The 20649-nt window shown below is 32.4% G+C and carries 25 protein-coding genes; 4 read left to right on the top strand and 21 right to left on the bottom strand.

Annotation, left to right across the window (positions count from 1 at the left end; genetic code table 11):
• Window positions 1-22 precede the first annotated feature (22 nt).
• From ACRHOC_RS06960 to ACRHOC_RS06930, 7 genes are read right to left on the bottom strand one after another with little or no spacing between them, the layout of a single operon-like run.
• Complete coding sequence (locus tag ACRHOC_RS06960; RefSeq protein ID WP_431157867.1) at window positions 23-472, bottom strand: GNAT family N-acetyltransferase; 450 nt, start codon at window positions 470-472, stop codon at window positions 23-25.
• 14 nt (window positions 473-486) lie between these two features.
• Complete coding sequence (locus tag ACRHOC_RS06955; protein ID WP_431157866.1) at window positions 487-1245, bottom strand: class I SAM-dependent methyltransferase; 759 nt, start codon at window positions 1243-1245, stop codon at window positions 487-489.
• A 19-nt stretch (window positions 1246-1264) separates the two neighbouring features.
• Window positions 1265-1636: a DUF2200 domain-containing protein gene (locus ACRHOC_RS06950; protein WP_431157865.1), complete on the bottom strand. Its 372-nt coding sequence runs from the start codon at window positions 1634-1636 to the stop codon at window positions 1265-1267.
• Between the two features lie 20 nt (window positions 1637-1656).
• A complete protein-coding gene (locus ACRHOC_RS06945; protein ID WP_431157864.1) occupies window positions 1657-2121 on the bottom strand; it encodes a VOC family protein in 465 nt (154 codons plus the stop codon).
• A 55-nt stretch (window positions 2122-2176) separates the two neighbouring features.
• On the bottom strand, window positions 2177-2752 hold the full coding sequence (locus tag ACRHOC_RS06940; protein ID WP_431157863.1) for a hypothetical protein: 576 nt from the start codon (window positions 2750-2752) through the stop codon (window positions 2177-2179).
• A complete protein-coding gene (locus ACRHOC_RS06935; protein ID WP_431157862.1) occupies window positions 2745-3644 on the bottom strand; it encodes a polysaccharide deacetylase family protein in 900 nt (299 codons plus the stop codon). The genes ACRHOC_RS06940 and ACRHOC_RS06935 overlap by 8 nt, the downstream gene beginning before the upstream one ends.
• Window positions 3645-3656: 12 nt before the next feature.
• Window positions 3657-4400, bottom strand: a complete 744-nt coding sequence (locus ACRHOC_RS06930) for a class I SAM-dependent methyltransferase (protein WP_431157861.1) — start codon at window positions 4398-4400, stop codon at window positions 3657-3659.
• Window positions 4401-4559: 159 nt separating this feature from the next.
• Here ACRHOC_RS06930 and ACRHOC_RS06925 point away from each other — a divergent pair, with 159 nt between their 5' ends.
• Window positions 4560-5606, top strand: coding sequence for a DUF7467 domain-containing protein (locus ACRHOC_RS06925; RefSeq protein WP_431157860.1), 1047 nt, complete (start codon window positions 4560-4562; stop codon window positions 5604-5606).
• A gap of 68 nt (window positions 5607-5674) precedes the next feature.
• Here the strand turns inward: ACRHOC_RS06925 and ACRHOC_RS06920 are convergent, their stop codons facing one another.
• The 5 genes from ACRHOC_RS06920 to ACRHOC_RS06900 form a co-directional block, all read right to left on the bottom strand.
• Entirely contained in the window at window positions 5675-6280 is a 606-nt protein-coding gene (locus ACRHOC_RS06920) for a hypothetical protein (RefSeq protein WP_431157859.1), read from the bottom strand.
• Window positions 6281-6357: 77 nt separating this feature from the next.
• A complete protein-coding gene (locus ACRHOC_RS06915; RefSeq protein ID WP_431157858.1) occupies window positions 6358-7197 on the bottom strand; it encodes a GNAT family N-acetyltransferase in 840 nt (279 codons plus the stop codon).
• Between the two features lie 59 nt (window positions 7198-7256).
• Window positions 7257-7853 (bottom strand): outer membrane beta-barrel protein, encoded by a 597-nt coding sequence (locus ACRHOC_RS06910; protein WP_431157857.1) that lies wholly within the window; start codon window positions 7851-7853, stop codon window positions 7257-7259.
• Window positions 7854-7860: 7 nt separating this feature from the next.
• Window positions 7861-9705: a carboxypeptidase-like regulatory domain-containing protein gene (locus ACRHOC_RS06905; protein ID WP_431157856.1), complete on the bottom strand. Its 1845-nt coding sequence runs from the start codon at window positions 9703-9705 to the stop codon at window positions 7861-7863.
• A gap of 36 nt (window positions 9706-9741) precedes the next feature.
• Window positions 9742-10419: a hypothetical protein gene (locus tag ACRHOC_RS06900; RefSeq protein WP_431157855.1), complete on the bottom strand. Its 678-nt coding sequence runs from the start codon at window positions 10417-10419 to the stop codon at window positions 9742-9744.
• Window positions 10420-10578: 159 nt separating this feature from the next.
• Here ACRHOC_RS06900 and ACRHOC_RS06895 point away from each other — a divergent pair, with 159 nt between their 5' ends.
• The gene (locus ACRHOC_RS06895; RefSeq protein ID WP_431157854.1) at window positions 10579-11763 is read left to right on the top strand and encodes a hypothetical protein; all 1185 of its coding nucleotides are present in this window, start codon (window positions 10579-10581) and stop codon (window positions 11761-11763) included.
• 97 nt (window positions 11764-11860) lie between these two features.
• Here the strand turns inward: ACRHOC_RS06895 and ACRHOC_RS06890 are convergent, their stop codons facing one another.
• The 6 genes from ACRHOC_RS06890 to ACRHOC_RS06865 form a co-directional block, all read right to left on the bottom strand.
• Window positions 11861-13057, bottom strand: coding sequence for a DUF418 domain-containing protein (locus tag ACRHOC_RS06890; RefSeq protein ID WP_431157853.1), 1197 nt, complete (start codon window positions 13055-13057; stop codon window positions 11861-11863).
• A 31-nt stretch (window positions 13058-13088) separates the two neighbouring features.
• Complete coding sequence (locus ACRHOC_RS06885) at window positions 13089-13916, bottom strand: TlpA disulfide reductase family protein (protein ID WP_431157852.1); 828 nt, start codon at window positions 13914-13916, stop codon at window positions 13089-13091.
• A gap of 59 nt (window positions 13917-13975) precedes the next feature.
• Window positions 13976-14989, bottom strand: a complete 1014-nt coding sequence (locus ACRHOC_RS06880) for a serine hydrolase domain-containing protein (RefSeq protein WP_431157851.1) — start codon at window positions 14987-14989, stop codon at window positions 13976-13978.
• Between the two features lie 172 nt (window positions 14990-15161).
• Window positions 15162-15575, bottom strand: a complete 414-nt coding sequence (locus ACRHOC_RS06875; RefSeq protein WP_431157850.1) for a DUF3997 domain-containing protein — start codon at window positions 15573-15575, stop codon at window positions 15162-15164.
• Between the two features lie 24 nt (window positions 15576-15599).
• Window positions 15600-16259 (bottom strand): hypothetical protein, encoded by a 660-nt coding sequence (locus ACRHOC_RS06870; protein ID WP_431157849.1) that lies wholly within the window; start codon window positions 16257-16259, stop codon window positions 15600-15602.
• A 16-nt stretch (window positions 16260-16275) separates the two neighbouring features.
• Window positions 16276-16644 (bottom strand): MotA/TolQ/ExbB proton channel family protein, encoded by a 369-nt coding sequence (locus ACRHOC_RS06865; protein ID WP_431157848.1) that lies wholly within the window; start codon window positions 16642-16644, stop codon window positions 16276-16278.
• Window positions 16645-16834: 190 nt separating this feature from the next.
• Here ACRHOC_RS06865 and ACRHOC_RS06860 point away from each other — a divergent pair, with 190 nt between their 5' ends.
• On the top strand, window positions 16835-17893 hold the full coding sequence (locus ACRHOC_RS06860; protein WP_431157847.1) for a sensor histidine kinase: 1059 nt from the start codon (window positions 16835-16837) through the stop codon (window positions 17891-17893).
• Window positions 17886-18623 carry a LytR/AlgR family response regulator transcription factor gene (locus ACRHOC_RS06855; protein WP_431157846.1) on the top strand — a complete coding sequence of 246 codons (738 nt, stop codon included), beginning with the start codon at window positions 17886-17888 and terminating at the stop codon, window positions 18621-18623. Before ACRHOC_RS06860 ends, ACRHOC_RS06855 begins: the two co-directional genes overlap by 8 nt.
• A gap of 16 nt (window positions 18624-18639) precedes the next feature.
• On the opposite strand, the gene ACRHOC_RS06850 is transcribed toward ACRHOC_RS06855, so the two are convergent.
• The 3 genes from ACRHOC_RS06850 to ACRHOC_RS06840 form a co-directional block, all read right to left on the bottom strand.
• Window positions 18640-19215: a hypothetical protein gene (locus tag ACRHOC_RS06850; RefSeq protein ID WP_431157845.1), complete on the bottom strand. Its 576-nt coding sequence runs from the start codon at window positions 19213-19215 to the stop codon at window positions 18640-18642.
• Window positions 19216-19217: 2 nt separating this feature from the next.
• Window positions 19218-19460 carry a hypothetical protein gene (locus ACRHOC_RS06845; protein WP_431157844.1) on the bottom strand — a complete coding sequence of 81 codons (243 nt, stop codon included), beginning with the start codon at window positions 19458-19460 and terminating at the stop codon, window positions 19218-19220.
• 145 nt (window positions 19461-19605) lie between these two features.
• Window positions 19606-20637 (bottom strand): carboxylesterase family protein, encoded by a 1032-nt coding sequence (locus ACRHOC_RS06840; RefSeq protein ID WP_431157843.1) that lies wholly within the window; start codon window positions 20635-20637, stop codon window positions 19606-19608.
• Between the last annotated feature and the right edge of the window lie 12 nt (window positions 20638-20649).

The following is a 20649-nucleotide window of genomic DNA, read 5'->3' as shown; positions in this document are numbered from 1 at the left end:
TTGTTATTTTGGTTTATTTCATTTAAAGTTTAATCTGATAGATTCGTGATTCCTCGTCCCAAGGATGATATCCATTACCGATATATTCAAAACCGTATTTTTCATAATAGCCAATGTGCTCTGTACAAAGATGTAAGAATTCATAACCAGCTGATTTGGTATCTTTTTTCGCATAGTCAATTAAGATTTTTGCATACGCATTACCACGATGTTGTTCTTCAATATATAAGGCACATAACCAAGGGTATAAATCACCTCGACTTATGAAGTCATTTGCGATAAGACCTGCACAGCCGATAATATCATTATCTATTATTAAAAGATACCATTGTGGTAAAAAGTCTCTGGCATTAATACAATGTTTAATACAATCCTCATAAATTATGGGTAACACACTTGGCCAAGATTTCTGGAAATATGTAATAGCGCTTTCTAAAAATTCTGGTTTCTGCCGTATTGATATAATTTCCATAGTTTGATGATTAATTATTGCGGTTGACAGATAAAAATTTGCTTTTCTGAAACGCTACTAAAAGGATCTTCCTTAAAACTTCCAAATTTATGCACGATTTTAAAGCCACCACGTTTTATGTATTCATCTAGTTCTAGTGGAAAAAACATGCGCATATCCAACTTCTGAATAGAATTAAATGCTCCGTTGATATAATAATGCCAGTCAATACGATTTATTTGAGAAGCAGACTCATAAGACATAATTTCTTTAATAGTCACTTGTCTTCCATCATCAGTTGAATAATTTGAGATTTCTCTGAGATGTTTTTCACCTTCTGAGATAAATTTGATATTAGGATTAAAGCAATCAAAAATGAACTTACCGTCGTCATTTAAATGTTTTTTTACAGCTGAAAGCATTTTAAAAACATCTTCATTATTATACAAATGATGTATAGAATTGAAAGGAATAAAGATGTAATCGTAGGTAGTATTAAGTTCAAAGGTTCTCATATCGCCTTCAATAAACGGAATATCTAATCTCTGATTTAATGCTTTCTCCTTTGCTTTATTCAACATTGTTGATGTAAAATCTAGTCCAGATATATCGCAACCCGCTTTTGCAAGGGGAATGGTTAGACGTCCGGTTCCACAACAAAGTTCTAGAATTTTGGCATTTTTTCTTTTAGTTAACCATCGCGTATAAAAATCTAGATCGTCAATGAAGTTATTCATTCCGTCATATATGCTTGCGTCATAAATGAGTTGACCTACCGAATACTTATTTTTCATAGTTTATTATCACCAAGAGTTAGTCCTTTGGCTGTCTAAGAATCTTTTCCATTTTACGACCCTTGGCTAATTCATCTACCAATTTATCCATATAGCGTGCCTTGCGTGTTGTAGGCGTTTCAATGTCTTCGATGCGATAACCACAAATTACACCTTTAATAAGATTAGCATTTGGATGAATGTTTGCTTCGTCGAAAAACTCTTTTACAGTCACTTTGGCATCAATAAGTTGCTGAAGTTTGCTGTCGTTAAAACCAGTTAGCCATTCTATGACTTGGTGTAGTTCTTCTTTTGTACGTCCTTTTTTTTCAATTTTACTGACATAGTGTGGATAAAATGATGCAAAAACTAAGTTTGCAACGCGTTCATCATGCTCTGGAGTTGTTGCCACAGTATTATTGATTTTATTTGTTAGTCGTTTTCAGTTATAGATAGCCATTCATCATAGGTAACTACACGTTTCTCATCGTTAGACTTAGGTTTACCGGGTAAAATACCAATAAATTCTATATAATGACCATCTGGATCACTAAAGTAAATAGAAATTGCTGGCATCCAACAAAATACCATAGGAACCTCATTATTATCCTGTAAAAAATTCCAGAAATTTAAACGGTTTGATTTTAAAAAATCAACGGACTCATTAATGATCCAATCGGGTTCACATTCAAAGGCAAAATGTCGTAGATCTATTTCCTCTTCTGGTTTTTCCCATAAGCCTAGCATAAACTTTTTCTCCTCACCAATCCAAAAGAAAGCTGTTCTACGTTCCTCATTGAGACGGCACAATTGAAGCCCCATAATTTGCTCATAGAAGTTGATAGAGCGCTCTAAATCTTTTACAAACAAATGTGTTTCATAAAGTCCCTTTATCATATGTATTATTTTTCTTTAAAAGTTAAAATATTAAGTGTCGCAATTTTTTTATGTTTTATTGGGTAATGTTATCAATACATCTTTCCCTAATATTCCATAATTCTTCAATATTTAAAGGTAAATCAGAATCAGTTAGCCAATTTTTAATAAATGTTTTGTGATACTTTTCTTTATAATCGATAACATCTTGCGGTTGTATAATTTTTTCAACAATAATAGCCGTTTCGATATTTTTAATATCTGAATTTTTAAAGGTAAGATCAACACGTTCATTATCAATTTGAAGGTAGCAATGTGCTTCCGGAATATAGGCTAAGCCATTGTCGATTAAAACACTTCCAATTTGTGGCGTGTTAATTGCATCCATGCGATATATGCCAAGAATTAACTCAACATTTGGTATTTCATTAAGATCAGCTAATTCCTTTAAAATTGCATGTTTGGAGCTACAGGAACCTTTTTGCTCTTTAAGTACTAGGCTAAAATCTTCTCTGTTTGAATTTCTACCATAAGGCAGATTTTTAACATGTTCAAGGACCATATTCCAAGTTTCTAACCCAAGACTTTTGGCCAGATTGGTAGATCTGTCTATTGATGTGAGTTTATAATCCTTATTCACAATTTCATTCATAATCAGATAGTATTAAGGTTTCGCCAGGATTAATTTTTTTTGGACCATCAGATAGTGTAATCCATACAGTAGGATTTTCTTCCGGGTTATAGATTTTATTACCCTCAATTTTTACCTTGTTTGTCGACAGTAAATATTCTGTTAACTCTCCATGGCTAACAAACCAAATATCTTCAGCCATAGCAATGGCTTCGCAAAATACAATCATATTTTTCCACCTATTTTCATCATCAAATTCCCAAGAGTGTCCCCAAACATATAACAGTGATAATTCCTTGTTATTTAATTTTAAATAAGAATCTAAATGTTCCATTACCCTACTATCATGACATGTAGGATGCCACATAAAATAATTTTCAGGAAACCCATATTGATGTGTATCTGCAATAGTTCTTCCATTAATTAACCCTGTTTTAGAAATTAACTGGGCAATATGAGGAGTAGTATTGCCAAAGGGATAGGCCATACTTCTAATATCTTTATTTGTTGCATTTCTGATCACCTTTATATCTGAGTCAATTTCTTTAAGAATGTCTTCATCTGAAATATCCAAGAAATTTTTATGTAGCTCACCGTGCACTGCGATTTCATGATTCTTATAAATAATATTCAATGAATCTTTAGGGACATAGCGTTGGAATATTGTATCACCATTTTGTAAAGGCCAACCAATGGTCTTATCTAAATACCCAGAATTGAGATTAAAAGTGCCTATTAAGTTGTGTTTATCAAATAATTTCACAAGATCAATATCTTGAATAGTACCATCGTCATAACTTAAAACAAGCGCCTTGTGCTTACCTTGTGGATAGGTGAATTCTAATTGGTAAGGTTTATTGTCGCAGGCATATAGTAAAATGAGAATGACTAATATTCCAAAGCTCTTTTTCATATCAATTGAGTTTTACTTTCTGATTTTACAGGTTAAAATAACATATCCCACATCTAATTGGGATTTAGTCAAAAGTTTTTCATTCTGTTTATGCCAATTATCATTTTCAAGATCTGATTTAAGTTTCTTAAGGCCATTTAATACGGATGGTAATTTTGAAAAGCTAGAAATTGAATATCTTACATTGGCATCTAAATACATTTGTGGTCTTTTCCAATAGGCTGCCAAAAAGCCGTCTATACAATCTTCAGGTATCAATAAAGGTTCAACACTAATACTTTCAAAATGATTTTCCATTTCAGATATTGATGGAAAAATCACTTTATCAATATCATAGATTTCTGGAAAATAATCTTTGGTCAGCCAAAAGGGTTTAGATTCGGGATACCACGTTACTGCAATAAACTGATCTGTTACCACTCTATTTATTTCTTTAAAGGCGGTAATTCTATCTGTCCAATGGTGCATGGATAAAATGGTAAGGCCATGAGAGAAACTATTATCAGGAAATGGTAAGGACTCCGCTGAACCTTGGATAACAGGATGTGCGTCTGCACTTCTTTGTTTTATCATTTCCATTGACGGCTCAACTGCTACTAAGTTTTTGTCAATGGGCTCATAGGAACCTGTTCCTGCTCCTATATTAAGGATTTTGTCAGCGTTTTTAAGCTTTTCAAAAATTTGATGTTGAATTCTAGGGTCGCTTTTGCGCTTCGTTGCATAATCTGTTCCTAGCACATCATATTTAGATTTCAAGATATTATGAGTTAAAATTTTGATTAAAACAAGATTGACTTAAAGTTACTGTTTTTTAAAATGAAAGAATAGACCAGTTTTCGCTTTTCTTTTGAAAAGTATAGTGTTGGTTCATTTTTTCGTAAATTTATTAGACCAAATCTTAAAATTTAATCTACCATGAAAAATTTTACAAAGCTTTCATTGGCATTGTTATGTGTTTTATTTGCCTGTGAAACAGAACCCAGTTTTAACGTTCACTTAAATTCCCAACCCTTTTTTATTTACGACACTGATGTATCTAATGTGGTGACTGAATCTTACCTGATTGATTTTGAAAATTTCGATCCAGGTGATATTGTCTCAGAAATTTTAATTGATGATCCTTTCGAAAATGCACAAGTTGAAGGTATTACGCTAGCATTTCCAAATAATAATGCGGCAATGGTATTCGATTCTTCAAATCCTTCAGGAGGTGATTTTGATATAGGTACTCCTAATGAGTTATATGGTGGACCAGGAATAGGGGCAGGAGGAGTCACTAATGATACTGCACTAGGAAATGTGCTTATATTATCTGAGGATTTAGATTCTAGTGATCCTGATGATATTTTTGAAATTGGCGCAAGTTTCTTTTTTGATTATAGTGAAAATGAGTCTATAACTTTAAATTCATTTGACATTCTAGATATCGAAGAATCTTCAAATCCAACAGTGGTAAACCTTTATGATATTTCTGGTAATATTATTTTTAGCGATGAAGTAGAACCAGGAGGCGATAATTCGAAATCTACAGTGGACCTTTTTGAAACTACTAATGTTGCTTTTATGGAAATAATAATGAACAGCTCTGGTGCCATTGACAATATTGCTTTAGAGATGGAAATTGAAGAACCGTGTGTTGATTGCGATAGTGCTATTTCAGAATTAACTATAAGATACAATGGTCAATTACAAGATGCTCCTTTACGAGTTGAGACTATTGATGGTGTACTTGTTTTTGAAGGTACTATTAGTGCCTCTGATGAATTTTCTATTTCTACTAATGAAGATGAGGGCACCCTTGGAGTAGATCTTTTATTTTTTATTAATGATGAACAAGTTTCACAAATAGCCACGGATTGTTCACAGGTTATTGGCCCAGGATATATAACTGGTGATTTAGAAGTTGTTAGCGGAACTACTGAAACGGGAGGACAGTTATGTCCTGTTTCTATTGCATTCTAAGGGTCTTAATATAGAAAAAAGAGGGTATTAGCCCTCTTTTTTATTGCACTTTAAGTTCATTAAGTGGGTTATTGATGAGAATTGTTGAATAATGTAATGGCTTTTAAGTATTTCTTTCCAATTGATTTATTCTGTCCATCTAAAAAGCCAATAAGCTCTGGATGATTAATATTAACCCAATTGATTAATTCTGCCCGGTTTTTAATCCATATGGAATCATTAAACGTCACATTCTGCCTTTCTATTCTTGTTATTTTATTATCCTTAATATACATAGTTTCTGTCCATACTGTAGGAGCCTCATGGAGCAATTGAATACGCATATCGTGCTTTGAAATTATGGCTTTAATCTGATCATTCAAGGTATCGATCTCAAGAACTGTATAGGTTGGATTAAATAAACTATCCCATACCATCCAATTATTTACATAATCTTCTTTTGTAAATGCATGTTTATAATTGTAATCGGTCTCAACGGTATAGAGCGTATCTTCTAATAGACCAGACATAACCTCACGATTGGACTTGTCTAGTGCTTGGTAATACTTCTTGGCAATATCCAAGGATGATGCATTAGGGTTCTTACCATTACAAGAAAGCATAATTACCGTTAGGAAGCTTAGCAATAGAATATTAAAATATTTTGAAAAACTGTAATTTATTAAGTCTCTCATGGTACTTAAAAGTTGAGGTGTTTTAATGATTAAAAATACTATTTTCAATATCAAATAACGGTTAATGTGCCATTTGATTACAACGACTTTATCATTTCAAATTGGTTAAAATTATTTTCCATTCCAAGTCCTTCGAAAAAGTTAAAAGTTGCTCTTGAGATCCTATCTACATTGATTATTGAAATTACTTGCTCGTAATCTACTGAAATACTGGACACAAAGGAGGTACCAATACCTTGCTGTCTATATTCTTTTTTTACTGCGATTTGATGAATTCTTTTTGTATTTGGGTCATAAATACAATAACCTACCAATTGTTCGTCAGAATAGGCACCCAAGGCAGATATTGTGTCCTTAATTGTGTTTAAAACGTTTATTGAATTTTGCCAGGTCGGTTCAATATTCCAAAAAGATTGCATCAACTTCCAATTTTGTGCAGTCAGATCAATTGATTTTAGATTCCAAGAAGGCTTTATAGATTTAGGATGGCCTTTAAAGCAGGCTAATTCTCTTTTAATTTGGAAACCAGATTTCTCATATGACTTTATGGCTTGGATATTCTCACTTATAACTTCGAGTACAATCTTTGATATATTATGATGTTCTAAGCGCTGTTCTAAACGCTTATACATTTCTTTTGTAAGGCCGTTGCCTCGATATTCAGGAATGACACCAGTGCCGCTATTATAAGCTATAGTTTCACCGTTTATAATGTCTTTGCCATGAAGCATTAAGGCCACTAATTTGTCATTGTCAAAAGCACCAATGGAAATCGCACGTTCGGTCTTATCTACAATCATCTTAGCGTTGAGCTGATCGGTTGTTAGCTGTATAGGGATAAAATAGTCTGAGAATGCTTTATTGAATGTGGTTGCAATTTCTGTTACACTACAATTTTCAAGGGTTTTAAATTCCATATGGATTTTATATTATCGTTTACATTTCAAAAAGCTAAATCGTCATATGAGCATCCTATCTAAAAAATAGTATCCCAATTAAACCTGTAAGAAATCCTTAGTAAAACAACATCTACAGGCTCAGAATTTGAAACAACTTGTATCTGATTTCTAGTCCCTTGATAATCTGGAGTGGTACCTAGAAACTGATATCTTAATCCTAAGGTTAATCGTTCTATTAAATGGATGCCTAGACCAATACCATAAGTAAAGTTGGCTTTTTTAATGGTGGATTCGTCATTTGTATTTACAGAGTGGTACAGTGATGCATAACCAATACGAGGTTCAACGAAAGTTTTCTTACCTAAGGGTAATCTGTAGAAAAAGGTTAATGCGGTAAATTTAGCATCGTTTGCAGAAAGGGTTTCGGTATTTTCAGATAACTGACTGTGATCACCAGGAATAAAGTTACCACCTAAGGACAAATCAATACCCATTTGCCCATAGTTATTCTGTTTTAAAATATTAAAATGCAATTCTGCTTTACCAAGTTTGTGCTCGTTTCCAATAACGTTGCCGATACCAATACCAACTTCAGAAAATAAGTTTTGAGCGTTTAAACCAAACGATAAGAGTGTAGCTACTATACCTATAAGACAGAATTTTACAGATTTCATTGATGACTTAAAATTTAAATATTGTACCTACACCTAGGATGAGATTATTCTTAATAAGAGAATCTCGATTTGATTCAAATCCTAAATTACCCATTCCTTCTTCTAAAAATACCGTATTTCTTGTCAAATTAAAACCACCCTTTTCCCTAAATAGAAGTCCGTATTTTTCGTTAAAAGAAAAATTCAAACCAACGGAAGCAAAGAAGGTAATTCTTTTGTTTTGTTCAACAGTAAATGCCAATGAAGGATTTAATCGAAAACCACGTTGGGACCTAAAGACATCAACTGTTTCACTATTGAATTTTTTGCCATCAATCACAAGATCATCTTCTAGATCGTAACTATCGAGAAATACATTTAATTGTTGGAATCCAATATTTAAACGTGGAGACAGGTACATAGGTCTTCCATTAGGGTTTATATTGAACTTACTCGCAAGCATTAAATTATCTGAATTAATTCCAGTTTTTGAAATATGACTTTCGCGCGTATAACCAATCATTAACTTAGGACTTAATTCATATAAGATTGACAGAGAAAGGTTAATTGCACTTTTATTAGAGCCATTGCTGTTTTCTTCAATGTTTAGAAAGTCGTTGGTGTAAGAAATAGTATGAGCACCTATATCTAAATTGGTCCAAGAAAAGCCAAACTCAAAAACAAAACGTTTAAGAATATCCCTAAACCGTTTTGGTTGGTTCTCTTCATCTTGTTTTTGGTTAATTTGCATCGATTTGAAATAGGCTTCTGAAGTTTCATCGGTTGCTATGGTGTTGTAGTTGTCCCAGAAATCAGGGTTATATTCTTTAGTATTATCAAGAAGTATTTCTAAAAACTGTAGACGTTGCAGATAGGGAATTGTTTCTTCGCTGCGTTTTATATCTGTACTCACGTACTCACTTTCTAAATGAAGGATTCGCCTTCCTCTCTTAAAGGCAGTTTTATATTTAGAAGTATTAAAGCGCCATATACCGTCTTCGCTCTCTTGATAGCTTACTGTGAATTTGAGATACTGTCTGCCTTCACCAGGTATATCGAAATTAGAATCTTGATTTATTTCAGCTTTGGCAAAGGCAAAAGAACCATCTTCAATATAAACATGACCAAAGTATTTGTTTCTTTTTCTAAACTGAACTTTGAAAACATCTTTATCATTTAGTTTTAAAGTATCAACAAGTTTAAACTCATAGTTTTTAATATTACTCATAAAGCCTTCACGTCGAGACACAACATCAAATCGATGTATATGATGGCTACCTGCATAAATTCGTGTCGGTAAAGAATCGATTTGAGTGCTTTCGTATTTTCTAAGTTCAATAAGTTTTACATCACCAGATCTCCTTTTTTTACTATAGCCTTCTTTAATCGCTTCTATCACGGCTTCAGCAATATAGGCGGGTTCGGAATTCGCATTTAAATAGGTAGTTTCTCTGAAAAAGCCTGTGTGTTTTTCATTGGTAGCAGGATAATTATTTGGAATAGCATTTATAGCCTTTACCACTAATTCTTTTGCAAAATCTGTAGAAACCACAACAACTTCATTCAATTGAGTTGCATCTTCAATCAACGTAATAATATTGTATTCACCACTCCATTGAATGCTTTTGGTTTTATAACCTAAAAATGAAATAACAATGTTGTTTGCTAATTGTTCAGAACTCACGATTAGCTTAAATTCTCCTTTGTAATTAGATATAGTCCCTAGATTGGTATTTTCAACATGAATATGAGCATAGGCAATTGGATCACCTTTAGAATCTACAATCTTTCCTTTAAGACTAGTTTGCGCCCAGTTGAACTGACACAACAAGATTGTAAATAATGAAACGAGGTAAAATATGTTTTTATTCATTTAATAGATAGAGAGGTTTATGGTAATAACGAGCAATTAGTTTTTTGAACAGTTGTTATATAAATCTATTATTTTAAGAATATCATCTAGATTCAATTCTTTGCTTTCGATTCTACTCACTAGAGATGGACAATCCTTAAAATAGTTTGGCGCATTTTTTCTAAGTTTTCTATTTGAGTAAATAAAATATAAGGGATCAGATGATTTTAAATCGAGGAGATACTTGGGATTAACAATTTTTGCAACTTCTTTTCTGATTTCTTCTGCAGAGTAATGTCCTAGGCCTTCCATATCTCTGGTATAGGCCAAGTAATCACTAACGTTACTACGATCTACATCTTTATAGTACAAACTTGCTTCATTAGGAGAGTAGAGGTAAAGATCATATTTTCCAGTACTTAGGAGCTCTACAAACTTTGGAAATTTATCTTGGTCTGTTTGTTTGTAATAGAAAGTGCGCTCACCACCCGAAGGCGTGACAATAACAATGCTTTCTATTGTTTTAGCGTCGATTTTTTCTTTTGATTTCTGGTCTTTTATGGCCTTATAACGTACTCTAAAAGCTGAAGCATCTAGTTTTACAAATCCAGATTTAATACTATCATTTTTTAAAACAATCTTACCTTTTATATAAGGGTTATGACGCATTTCCAATTGTGCATGGATATCTAAAGACATCATTATGACAAAGAAAAAAAGAAAGATAAATCTCATACCGTAATTTATAAAACTCCATCCATTTAGTCACTTAATTTAACCAAGATTTTTGAAATAAATATTTACTAATATGCGCATTTCGTCGTATAAATTTGCGTTTTAACGTATTAAAGTCTACTTTTACTGCCTATTTAAAACCGACTAATCTGGATTAAAATGAGAAAGATTGCCCCATTTTTTTTAATTATAGCCTTAATTATTTCATGTAGTTCTAGCAGACGTATTGAGAAAGCTGTGAACACTGGTAATTATGATTTGGCAATTACTAATGCTATTAATAAACTTCGTAATAATAAATCAAAAAATAGAAAAGCTCAGTTTATTGTAATGTTGAAAGATGCTTACAACAAAGCTAATCAACGTGACTTAAATGATATTAACTTCTTAAAGACAACGAATAATCCTGAGAATTTTATCAAGATCTATGATTTATACGTTAGTATAGATAATAGACAAGAACGTGTAAAGCCTTTGTTGCCTTTATATGTAGATGGATCAGAAGTAAACTTTCCTATTAACAACTATTCTACTCAGATATCTCATTATATTGATAAAGCTTCCTCTCATATGTATGGCAATGCTTTAGCCTTATTGAATTCCAACTCTAATCAAAAATTGGACTACAGAAGTGCTTATAATCAACTTAATGAAATCGAAGCGATAAACCCTAATTATAAAGATGTTCGCCAACTTATAGAAGTAGCATATCAAAAAGGGGTTGATTTTGTACTCGTTGAAATGACTAATGATACCCAAAAAGTCATACCTGAGCGACTTGAAACTGATTTATTAAACTTTAGTACTTATGGGTTAACTGATCCTTGGACCGCATATCATAACAATAAAAACGATCAGATTACTTATGATTATAAAATGCGCGTTAATTTGAGAGAAATCAATATTTCTCCAGAGCAAATAAGAGAAAGTCAACTTATCAAAGAAAAAGATATTGTAGATGGTACAAAACTATTACTTGATGCTGAGGGCAATAAAGTAAAAGACAGCTTAGGAAATGCTATAGAAGTTGATAATATTAAGACGGTTCGTTGTGAGTATTATGAATTTAAGCAGTTTAAAGCTGTACAAGTTGTTGGTAATGTAGAATATTACAATTTGGTTACAAACCAATTGGCAGATGCTTTTCCTGTGGTGAGCGAATTTGTTTTTGAGCATATATATGCCAATGCCAATGGTGATAGGCGTGCTTTAGATACAAGTCTTATTCCATTTTTAGACCGTCGTGCGGTACCGTTTCCAACAGAGGAACAAATGATCTACGATAGTGGTGAGGATTTAAAGCTTAAAATAAAACAGATAGTTAATTCTTACGCTTTAAGATAATTAATAAACCTCTTGTAAAAAGAGGTTTTTTTATGTCTCAATATTGCAATAAACTTTTAGTTTTGAGCTTGCAACATGACTATACCATTGGATTTATTTATCTTTTGATGGAGAGAAACTTTCTATAGCTTAAGCAACGCCACAACCATTCTAAAGGTCCAAATTTGAAGTAACTAAGCCATGTTCTACTTATTACTATTTGAAAAATAAATACGAGGATTGCAATGAGAAAGGTCTGAAAAGGACTTAAGGTTTCATAGAGTTTAAATCCAATAGATGTAAATAAAATTAAACCCACCACGCTGTGCATTATATAATTTGTTAAAGCCATTTGGCCAACATACTTTAAAGGCCTTAATAATGATTGCCAAGTCTTGTTGTACCATAACCAACCAAGTAGCCATAGATAAAAAATACCCATCATTGTATCACATAACATCATCAATTTAATAAGTAAAGATCTGTAAAGTTCAATTTTAAAAAGATCGAGTTTAGTTAGTACAAAAAGGAATAGAACTCTGTAAATATTTGTTGTTATAGTTAGATAAATAATTGGTCTTTTTATTGTCATTATATATGTTTCTAAAGTTTCATATATCTTGTTTTTTCCGAGATATAAGCCAAGTAGAAACATTGAAAATGCTATTGGACCCAAAAATCCAAATAGGATAGGAATATTAGAGAAATACTCTAATAGTCTTAACTTCATTCCTTGAAAATAATTTCCCTGAGTTATAATGATATTTACTGATTCTCCAGTATAATTACTTAAGACCAATTCTGGTTTAAAGTTTAAAAAGCCAAATAGACTTTCTAAAATTGAATCATAGAAGGGAAAGGCCAACAGGATGGCAGAACATATTAAAATGAGTTTATTGGATGCTTTTAAAAAGATTAAAGTGAAAAACCCTAAGATGGCATAAATATTTAGAACATCACCTGACCAAAGTAGTACAATATGCAACCATCCAAAGACAAATAAGATGAGTAATCGTCTTATTAAAAATGAAATAGAAAATTGATCCTTATCCATAAGTTTAAGAACCTGCATTGAAATCCCTAAACCAAACAGTAATGAAAAAATAGGAAAGAATTTTGTGTAAAAAAATAATTGCAAAAAGCGCTTTGTTATTTGATCGATAACAGAAGTCCATTGACTCGCAAATGCATCCTGATTAAGATAGGTCGAATGCATAATGACAATATTTACAACAAAGATTCCAAAGATGGCAAATCCTCTGTAAATGTCTAATAATTCAATACGTTGTTTTGCTGTAGTCGGTTGGTTGTTCAATACGTTAAGTCTATAATTAATGTTGAGTAGATCACCTCAATAATTTTTTAATTTCATTGGCCAATCTATCAACATTGCCTTCTGAATTCCCTATGGAAACATATCTAATGATTCCATTTTGATCAATAATGAAACTTTTAGGAATGGCACCAGTCGCATATTTGTTCCAAATGTCTTTTTTAGGATCAAAGCCAACATTAAAGTTAACACCATACTTCTTCATTTTATCCATTTTCTTAAGGATTCTCTCTTTTCTTTCACCAATGGATATAGGGATTAATACAAATTCATCATTTTTAAATGGTGCTGTTATTTTTTCCGGAAATTCAGCAAACTCCATCAAACAAGGTGCACACCAGGTGGCCCAAAAATTTAAAAGGACTACTTTACCTTTTAAGTCGGAGAGTTTTATATTCTGCTCGTCTAACATTTGTACTGTAAAGTCACTAGCTACATCATTAACCTTTAGAAACAGATTATCCTCTTCAGTTTTTACTGGAGTTGGTGCTTTTACTTTTGATGGCTTTTGTTTTTGCCGTTCAGCGACTTCACCTTCAGTAAATAGATCTATTGTGATTATAAACTCTCTATCACCAATTTTATCTCCAAGTTTTTGAACTAGCCGATTCCACTCTTCCTCAGTTACACCTTTATTCATAGACTTAATTAATCCTTGTTTTCCAAGGGTATTAAGCTGTTCTTGTGTTATGATTTTGTCATTTGAAATAATGACATATTCGGGCTTAAGTAGTTGTTTATCCTGTGCAGATAGGTTAACGACGTAAATAAATAAGAGTACGTAAAATAGGCTTTTAAGTTTCATGCCATGAAAATACTCAAATCCATCTTTTTTGTTCACCGAATGTGTCTTTTTTAACGCTATTTTAATCTTGGTAACGTAACTGTATTACAAAGCAATTAATGGTTTGATTTAATAATTTTCACAATGCGATTTATTGAAATCTCAGATAAGTTCCACTCGTAACCATTAAAGTCTGTGGTATTGATAAATTGAACGACCACTGTATCAATATCATCGTGATATTCCGCAAGACTTTGGTACCCAACAACCAAACCACCATGTTCATACTCATAAGGATAGAATTCTTGTTCACCTTCTTTAAATACAGTGCCATCGTTTAAAGCACGTAGAAATGTTCCAACATCTTCTGCAGTAGCAAGCATACCATACTCGTTTTCTTTAAAATCTTGGTCGTAGCCAACATAATAACCACTCATAACATCTTTTAAATCAACTTCTTTTAACGAGAAGAAGGTATTATTGAGCTTCAATGGTTGTAATATCTCCTTGCGAATAAATTCGTTATGGTCATAGCCTAAAACTTTATCCATTATTTTTCGGAGTAACAGATAGTTCGTATTCGAATATTCATAATCCTCGTCTGGATCAAAGTTTGCAGGAAGATCTAATACAAAGTCAAGTGCTCGTTTCCCATTTTCTTGTTCATTTTCCCAATACTTTGGGTTATCGGTATAATTAGGAATGCCACTACGATGTTGTACCATCATTTTTAATGTGATGCGATCGGCATTTTCAATTCTACCATTTAGTTCAGGAAGATATTCTACTAAAGTGCCTTCTAAAGACAAGCGTTCTGCTTTTGCTAATTTGGCAACACTTACAGCAGTATATAGTTTACTGATGCTTGCAATTTTAAATAAAGACTTTGGATCGGCAGGGATTTTATTATCGCGATCATTCCAACCTCCAGTATAAAAAGCAGGTGGTTTACCAGCTTCATCTACATAAACGATCATGCCATCGAAACCGTGATTAAGGGTTTCATCTACTTGTTCTTGTATTGAATCTGGTAAAGGTAATATCCAAGCCCAAACTAAAATCCATGGCACATAGAATAGTGACACGATAGTTCCTACCAATAATACAATTCGAAATATATTTTTTTTCATGATTTGATTTAGCCTAAAGCCTTTTTAAAGTTACTAAATCAAATTTGAGATTAAAGGCTAAATATTAAAAATCTAAATTTCCAAATTGTCAAAAACTAAAGATGAGCTGTATTAATTGACTATAGTAGGCAAGTACGTATTATCTGTCTATTGGACTTGTCCACCTTTTTTACTACAAGTTTTCTGAGTAGACACGAGTAAATTTAAGTTCATCAATATCTAATTTAGATTTCTGCTCAAAAAAACTCTTTTTATTTAATGGACCAATTACATGAGTACCATTTCTGATATCTATTATAAAGTAATTGGTGACAGACACATCTATTTTATAGCCTTCTTTAAAATCACTGGTAGGATGCTGTTTCGCTATAATGAATTCTGAATTATAACCTATGGCAAAAACATACTGTGGTACCAAGACCGTACTTCCTGTTGCACTATATTTTTCGCATATAGCACGTGTTCGCGGTGAATCTATCCAGGAGACCTCATAGTTTCCAATTATTGGATCTGAATCATTATCAAAAATGACACACGATTGAAACAAGAAAAATAATAGAATGAATTTTAATTTATGTGTCTTCAAACTTATTTGGATTTTTAGATCGAATTAGTTGACAAACTCCTTACTTCTGTCATCTGGATACTCTGGAATATAGAGGGATTCGACAGTTATCGTATTACCATATTTCACAATTATTGAACACAGAACTGCTACATTTTTGCCATTATGTATAGCAGGCTTCATCATTGGTATATTTCTAAAAATACGTAAGATTTCAGCTTGAATGGTTACTTCTGCATTACGAATCTTAAAGCCTGATGGCGCACCATTTTCATCAATAATAAAAAAGGCTTCAACTTCCTTTTCTTGGGGAAGATTCAAGTCTTTTACAATATTTATATCGAACTCATTTTTAATAAAAGCTTCAATTTTTTCATTAAAACAGGTTCTCAAAGGCTTACCTAATTGTCCTTCACAGCCACTATATACTGGAGCTACGTCAACATCTTTAAGAACCATTCGATCTTCTGGGCTGTGATTAGCTAGGCCGTCATCTTTCGTCATAATACTACACAGACTTGATATGGCTTGTTCCTCTTCAGCAGTAATATTTCCTTGAACCATGATCTGCTCCTGTACCGCATTTATCTTGGCAATTAAGTAACTCTCATTTGGGGAAGATGTATTAGTTCCATCTTTGCAAGAAATAACACCAAAGCTTAATACAATTGTAAAAGCAATATAAATAGTTTTTGAATACTTCATTTAATAGGATTTTTAATTAAGATGCCCATTTGTAGGCTAGTATTCCTGCACGTGCAACTACAAAGGAAAATAAACCAAAGGTTATGGTAAGTAATGATACTTTAAGCCCTCCAGAAAATAGTTCTGGCTCCACATTACCCAAAGCTTCTACCATATCAAATAATTGTATGATGCCTACAACAGAAAAGAGACATCCTAAAACTAAGGATAAGATACTCGCTTCAGCAGATAGTTTTATCATTTTCTTAGAATACGTTGCATTCGCTTTCCTTTTAGCAAATGACATGATAATAAAAAAAAGGGATAGGATGAAAGTAATTAGAATGAAGTACATACCGATACCGCCTTCATTTAATAGGCCAATAAATAATACATTTTTAAACATAAGAAATAGTGTTTTTGATTAAACTTGAAACAAACTTAGGCTCATAATCGGTTCAAAATTTTATAAAGCGACAGATGACCGAATTAGAGTGGGATATAGCATTAATGTTAAATCCCTATCTAAATCTGTTATTCATCTATAAATCTCAAAGCCTTAAAGTAAATATTTTATTATTGTAGATTAGAGTATTATGACAGTAATAAAACAAAAATATCAATTGGCCAAGCAACTCTTGCTTCACTTTTTATTTTGGGTGATGGTCTTGATGTTTTTTTGGTTTATGATTGGAGCAGATAAAGCTTTAGATAAGCATGTTTTGCTTTTTTCTTTATTTCTAATGCCAGTAACTATTGGGACAACCTATGTGTCAATTTATAAACTCATTCCTGATTATCTATTGCCAAAACGTTATTTGAAATTTTCAATCTATAGTCTTTACACTTTAATAATTTCGGTCTTTGGCATATTTCTATCAGGCTTTTTTGGTCTGGTTTATCTTACTAATTTTACTATAGGTAAGGTGCAGAGCATAGGCAGAAGTACACTCTATATAATGATATGTATTTATCTGGTGGTTATAGTGGTCAGTGCGTTTAAGCTTTTAAAATTAAACTTAAAGCAATCACAGACCAATACAGAATTAGAAGCTAAATTTCTTGGAGCACAACTAAAACTTAAGGAGCAAGAGTTGAACTATCTTAAAATGCAAATCCATCCTCATTTTTTATTTAATACTTTAAATACTCTTTATGGATTTGCTCTTAAAAAGTCGGAGAATGCGCCTCAAATGATATTAAAGCTTAGTAATCTATTGGATTATTTACTTTATCAAACCGATAAACCAGGTGTGACATTAAAGGACGAAATTCATCATATCGAAGACTACATAGCCCTAGAAAAAATGAGGTTTAATGAAACCTTAAATGTAACCTTAAAAACTAATTCTTATCCCGATACCTTAATAATACCACCAATGTTATTCTTGCCATTTGTGGAAAATAGTTTTAAGCATGGGAAAATAATGAATGGTAGTTTAGATATTGCTATTAATTTTGAATGCACTAATGAAACAATTGATTTTAAGATTAGTAATACCCACCATAAATCTGGTGCAATCCAAAAGGGGATAGGTTTAGAAAATATAAAGAAGCGGTTAGAATTACTTTTTAAAAATCAATATGATTTGGAGATTTCAGAATCTAATGCGCTTTATGAGGTACGCTTAAAATTACAATTGAAGCATGATTAATACGGTTAATTGTATAATTGTTGATGACGAATCTGTTGCAAGAGATATAATTGCAATGCATCTCTCTAAGATCGACCGTATTAATGTCGTAGCTCAATGTCAAAACGCTGTAGAGGCCTTTAATACTATAAGTAAGCACGATATTGATTTGGTATTTCTTGATATTAATATGCCAAGTATTTCAGGTATAGCTTTTGCCAAATCCATAAATAAATCCATAAAAGTAATTTTTACAACAGCATACAGAGATTATGCGGTTGAAGGATTTGATTTACAAGCTGTGGATTACATTATGAAACCAATTTCTTTTGAGCGTTTATTAAAGGCAGCAAATAGATATTTTGAAGTCCTTGACGCTTCAAAATTAGAGCCAAGTGTAGTTCAGGAAATCAATGATTTTATGTTTGTGCGATCAGATCGTCAAATGCACAAAGTTGATTTTGAACGCATTCTCTTTATCGAAAGCTATAGTGATTACATTAAAATACATTTAAAAGGTGAAGAGATAAAGGCTAATTCTTCCAACAAAGTGATAGTAACACGAGAGACCATAAGTAGTGTAGAAGCCAAACTTCCGAAAACCCAATTTATACGCATTCATCGTTCTTATATTGTTGCGATTTCAGCCATTTCAAAATTTACCAATGAGTATGTAATGGTTAAAGAGAAGTCCTTAACCATAAGTAGAAGTTACAAAACCGAGGTTTTAAAACAGCTTGAACAATTTTAAGAGAAAAATTAATTTGTTAAGGCAACAACCAAAACCTTAAACCTCCCCAGTAATCCTTATAATTTTCTCTGAAAGTTTTACATCTGGTAATTTTTGATAATCCAATTGCTTTCAGATGTTCACTGTATTCCAATTCTGAATCAAAAAATATAATATGGTCTTTTGACAAATACCAGCTAAAATAAGGTTTAGGCCAATCTACAGTACTTGGCTTAGTTGTTCCAAGTAAGTAGTTTTCAGAGGTTCTAAAACAATCAACTAACAGATTTCCATATGGATAATTTCTAGGTTTGATATAAGCATCAGTCCCATTAATTTCTCCTACCTCTTTAAAATACCCAATCGGAATTCTTGCACTATCACCAAGACCATGATTTCCCCAATAAGTAAATGAATAAATAAAGAGTATTATAGAAAAGATAATTCCAGAAATAAACCAGTACTTTTTCTTTTCCTTATTTACTTTTTCTAGGCGTGAAATTGGTCTGATTCTTAAAAATATTAGAAGAATCAGAATTATTAAAGTTGAATAAAATGAGGCTAGAATTAGAATTTTTAAAAGTTGAAATAACAAATGAAAAAGTGCCTCCATTTTTAATTAGTCTTTCGTGATAACTTAATTCCTATTCTTGTGGCATTTCCAATTAACCAAACTGCAATAAAAGCAAGAAATTTCCAAAGTAAAATAAGACCAATCAAATATAATCGTTGACCAATTGAGATATCATTACTAACAACGCTTATAAGGACAAGTGGTGCATATTTTAATCTTAATAACAGCTTAAATGCTAGAGTAAATCCTACGATATAAAGTAAAGGTTCAATTAATCTACGCATTTAAGAACAATTGTTTATCCAGATTATTTAAAACATAAATAGTTAAGCGAAGATAGTAAATAGATGATGAATTGGTTTCAACACAACTGATAAAAGGACTCAATTATTAAGTAAATTCCAAGAATATTCTGCCTTTAAAAACGTCTTATTCATTTAACTTTCGCAGAAGAAAAGTGACATAATCTTCATTGCCTGTATCACTGTATAAAATCGGATTTCCATAGGTGGTTACATTTGGTACGCCAACAGCATCAGCAAATGCTTTTATTTCTTTTGCATGAAAAGGGTGGTGGTTAAAACTACTAATGGTCATAGGTTCATTGTTATGCCCACCTGTATTCCTAATCCAAATTTCAGGGTCGTCCGATGATAAAAGCGAGAGCATATCCACCTGTTGTCGATAAGCCTCAATCTCAGGTGTCTCGTACTCAGCTTGATTACTCACACCATAAAAGCCATAAACTGTATCCTCTCCATAGGCTTCGATAATAGTATCTAAAGTCACATCGAAATCGGCAAAAACATTCCCAAGCCATCTTGTTTCTATATCTAAACTCGATTGTGTTGCATTTAAAGCAATTCCTTTTACTCTTGTACTTTCTCTTAAAACCAAATCTGTTGCCTCTGGTGAGTGTAGATCATCATTAGTTGCTAACCATAAGGCCGTTGAGGCACCAGCAGAAGAACCAAATAAAACGATGTCTTCTTTATTAATATTAAGTTCATTGTGAATGTATCTAATGTATTGCAGGGCACGTTTAGAATCATTTAAAGACTTAAGAACTCCTTCATTATCACCAAACTCAATAAGTCTATAATTTATGGTTGCTACGGCAATGCCTGTATCTAAGAAATCAATTACCTCATTCTCGAAATTTGAATTATATATAAAAGTTTTATCTCCTCCTGTAAATCCACCACCATGAATAAATATAACGAGTCCTGTAGGTGTTTGGCTTATGGGCAAAAAGATGTCAAACTTAGTTTTATCGTACTGATCATAAGCAATATTTTCTGCAAATAGAGCATCTGTTCCCTGCAGATTAATAGGTGAATCGGTGAATTGTAATTCAATCAATGGATCTTGTGAGTCTGTAAGATCAAATAGGCTGTCATCACTTCTGCAAGACCATAATGCACTGAATAGTAAGACGTAGGTTAAAAGGTGAGATTTCATAACAGAATTTTT

The sequence above is a fragment of the Winogradskyella poriferorum genome (assembly GCF_050618035.1).
Taxonomy (GTDB): domain Bacteria; phylum Bacteroidota; class Bacteroidia; order Flavobacteriales; family Flavobacteriaceae; genus Winogradskyella; species Winogradskyella poriferorum_A.
This window is presented reverse-complemented; position numbering and strand designations above follow the sequence as displayed.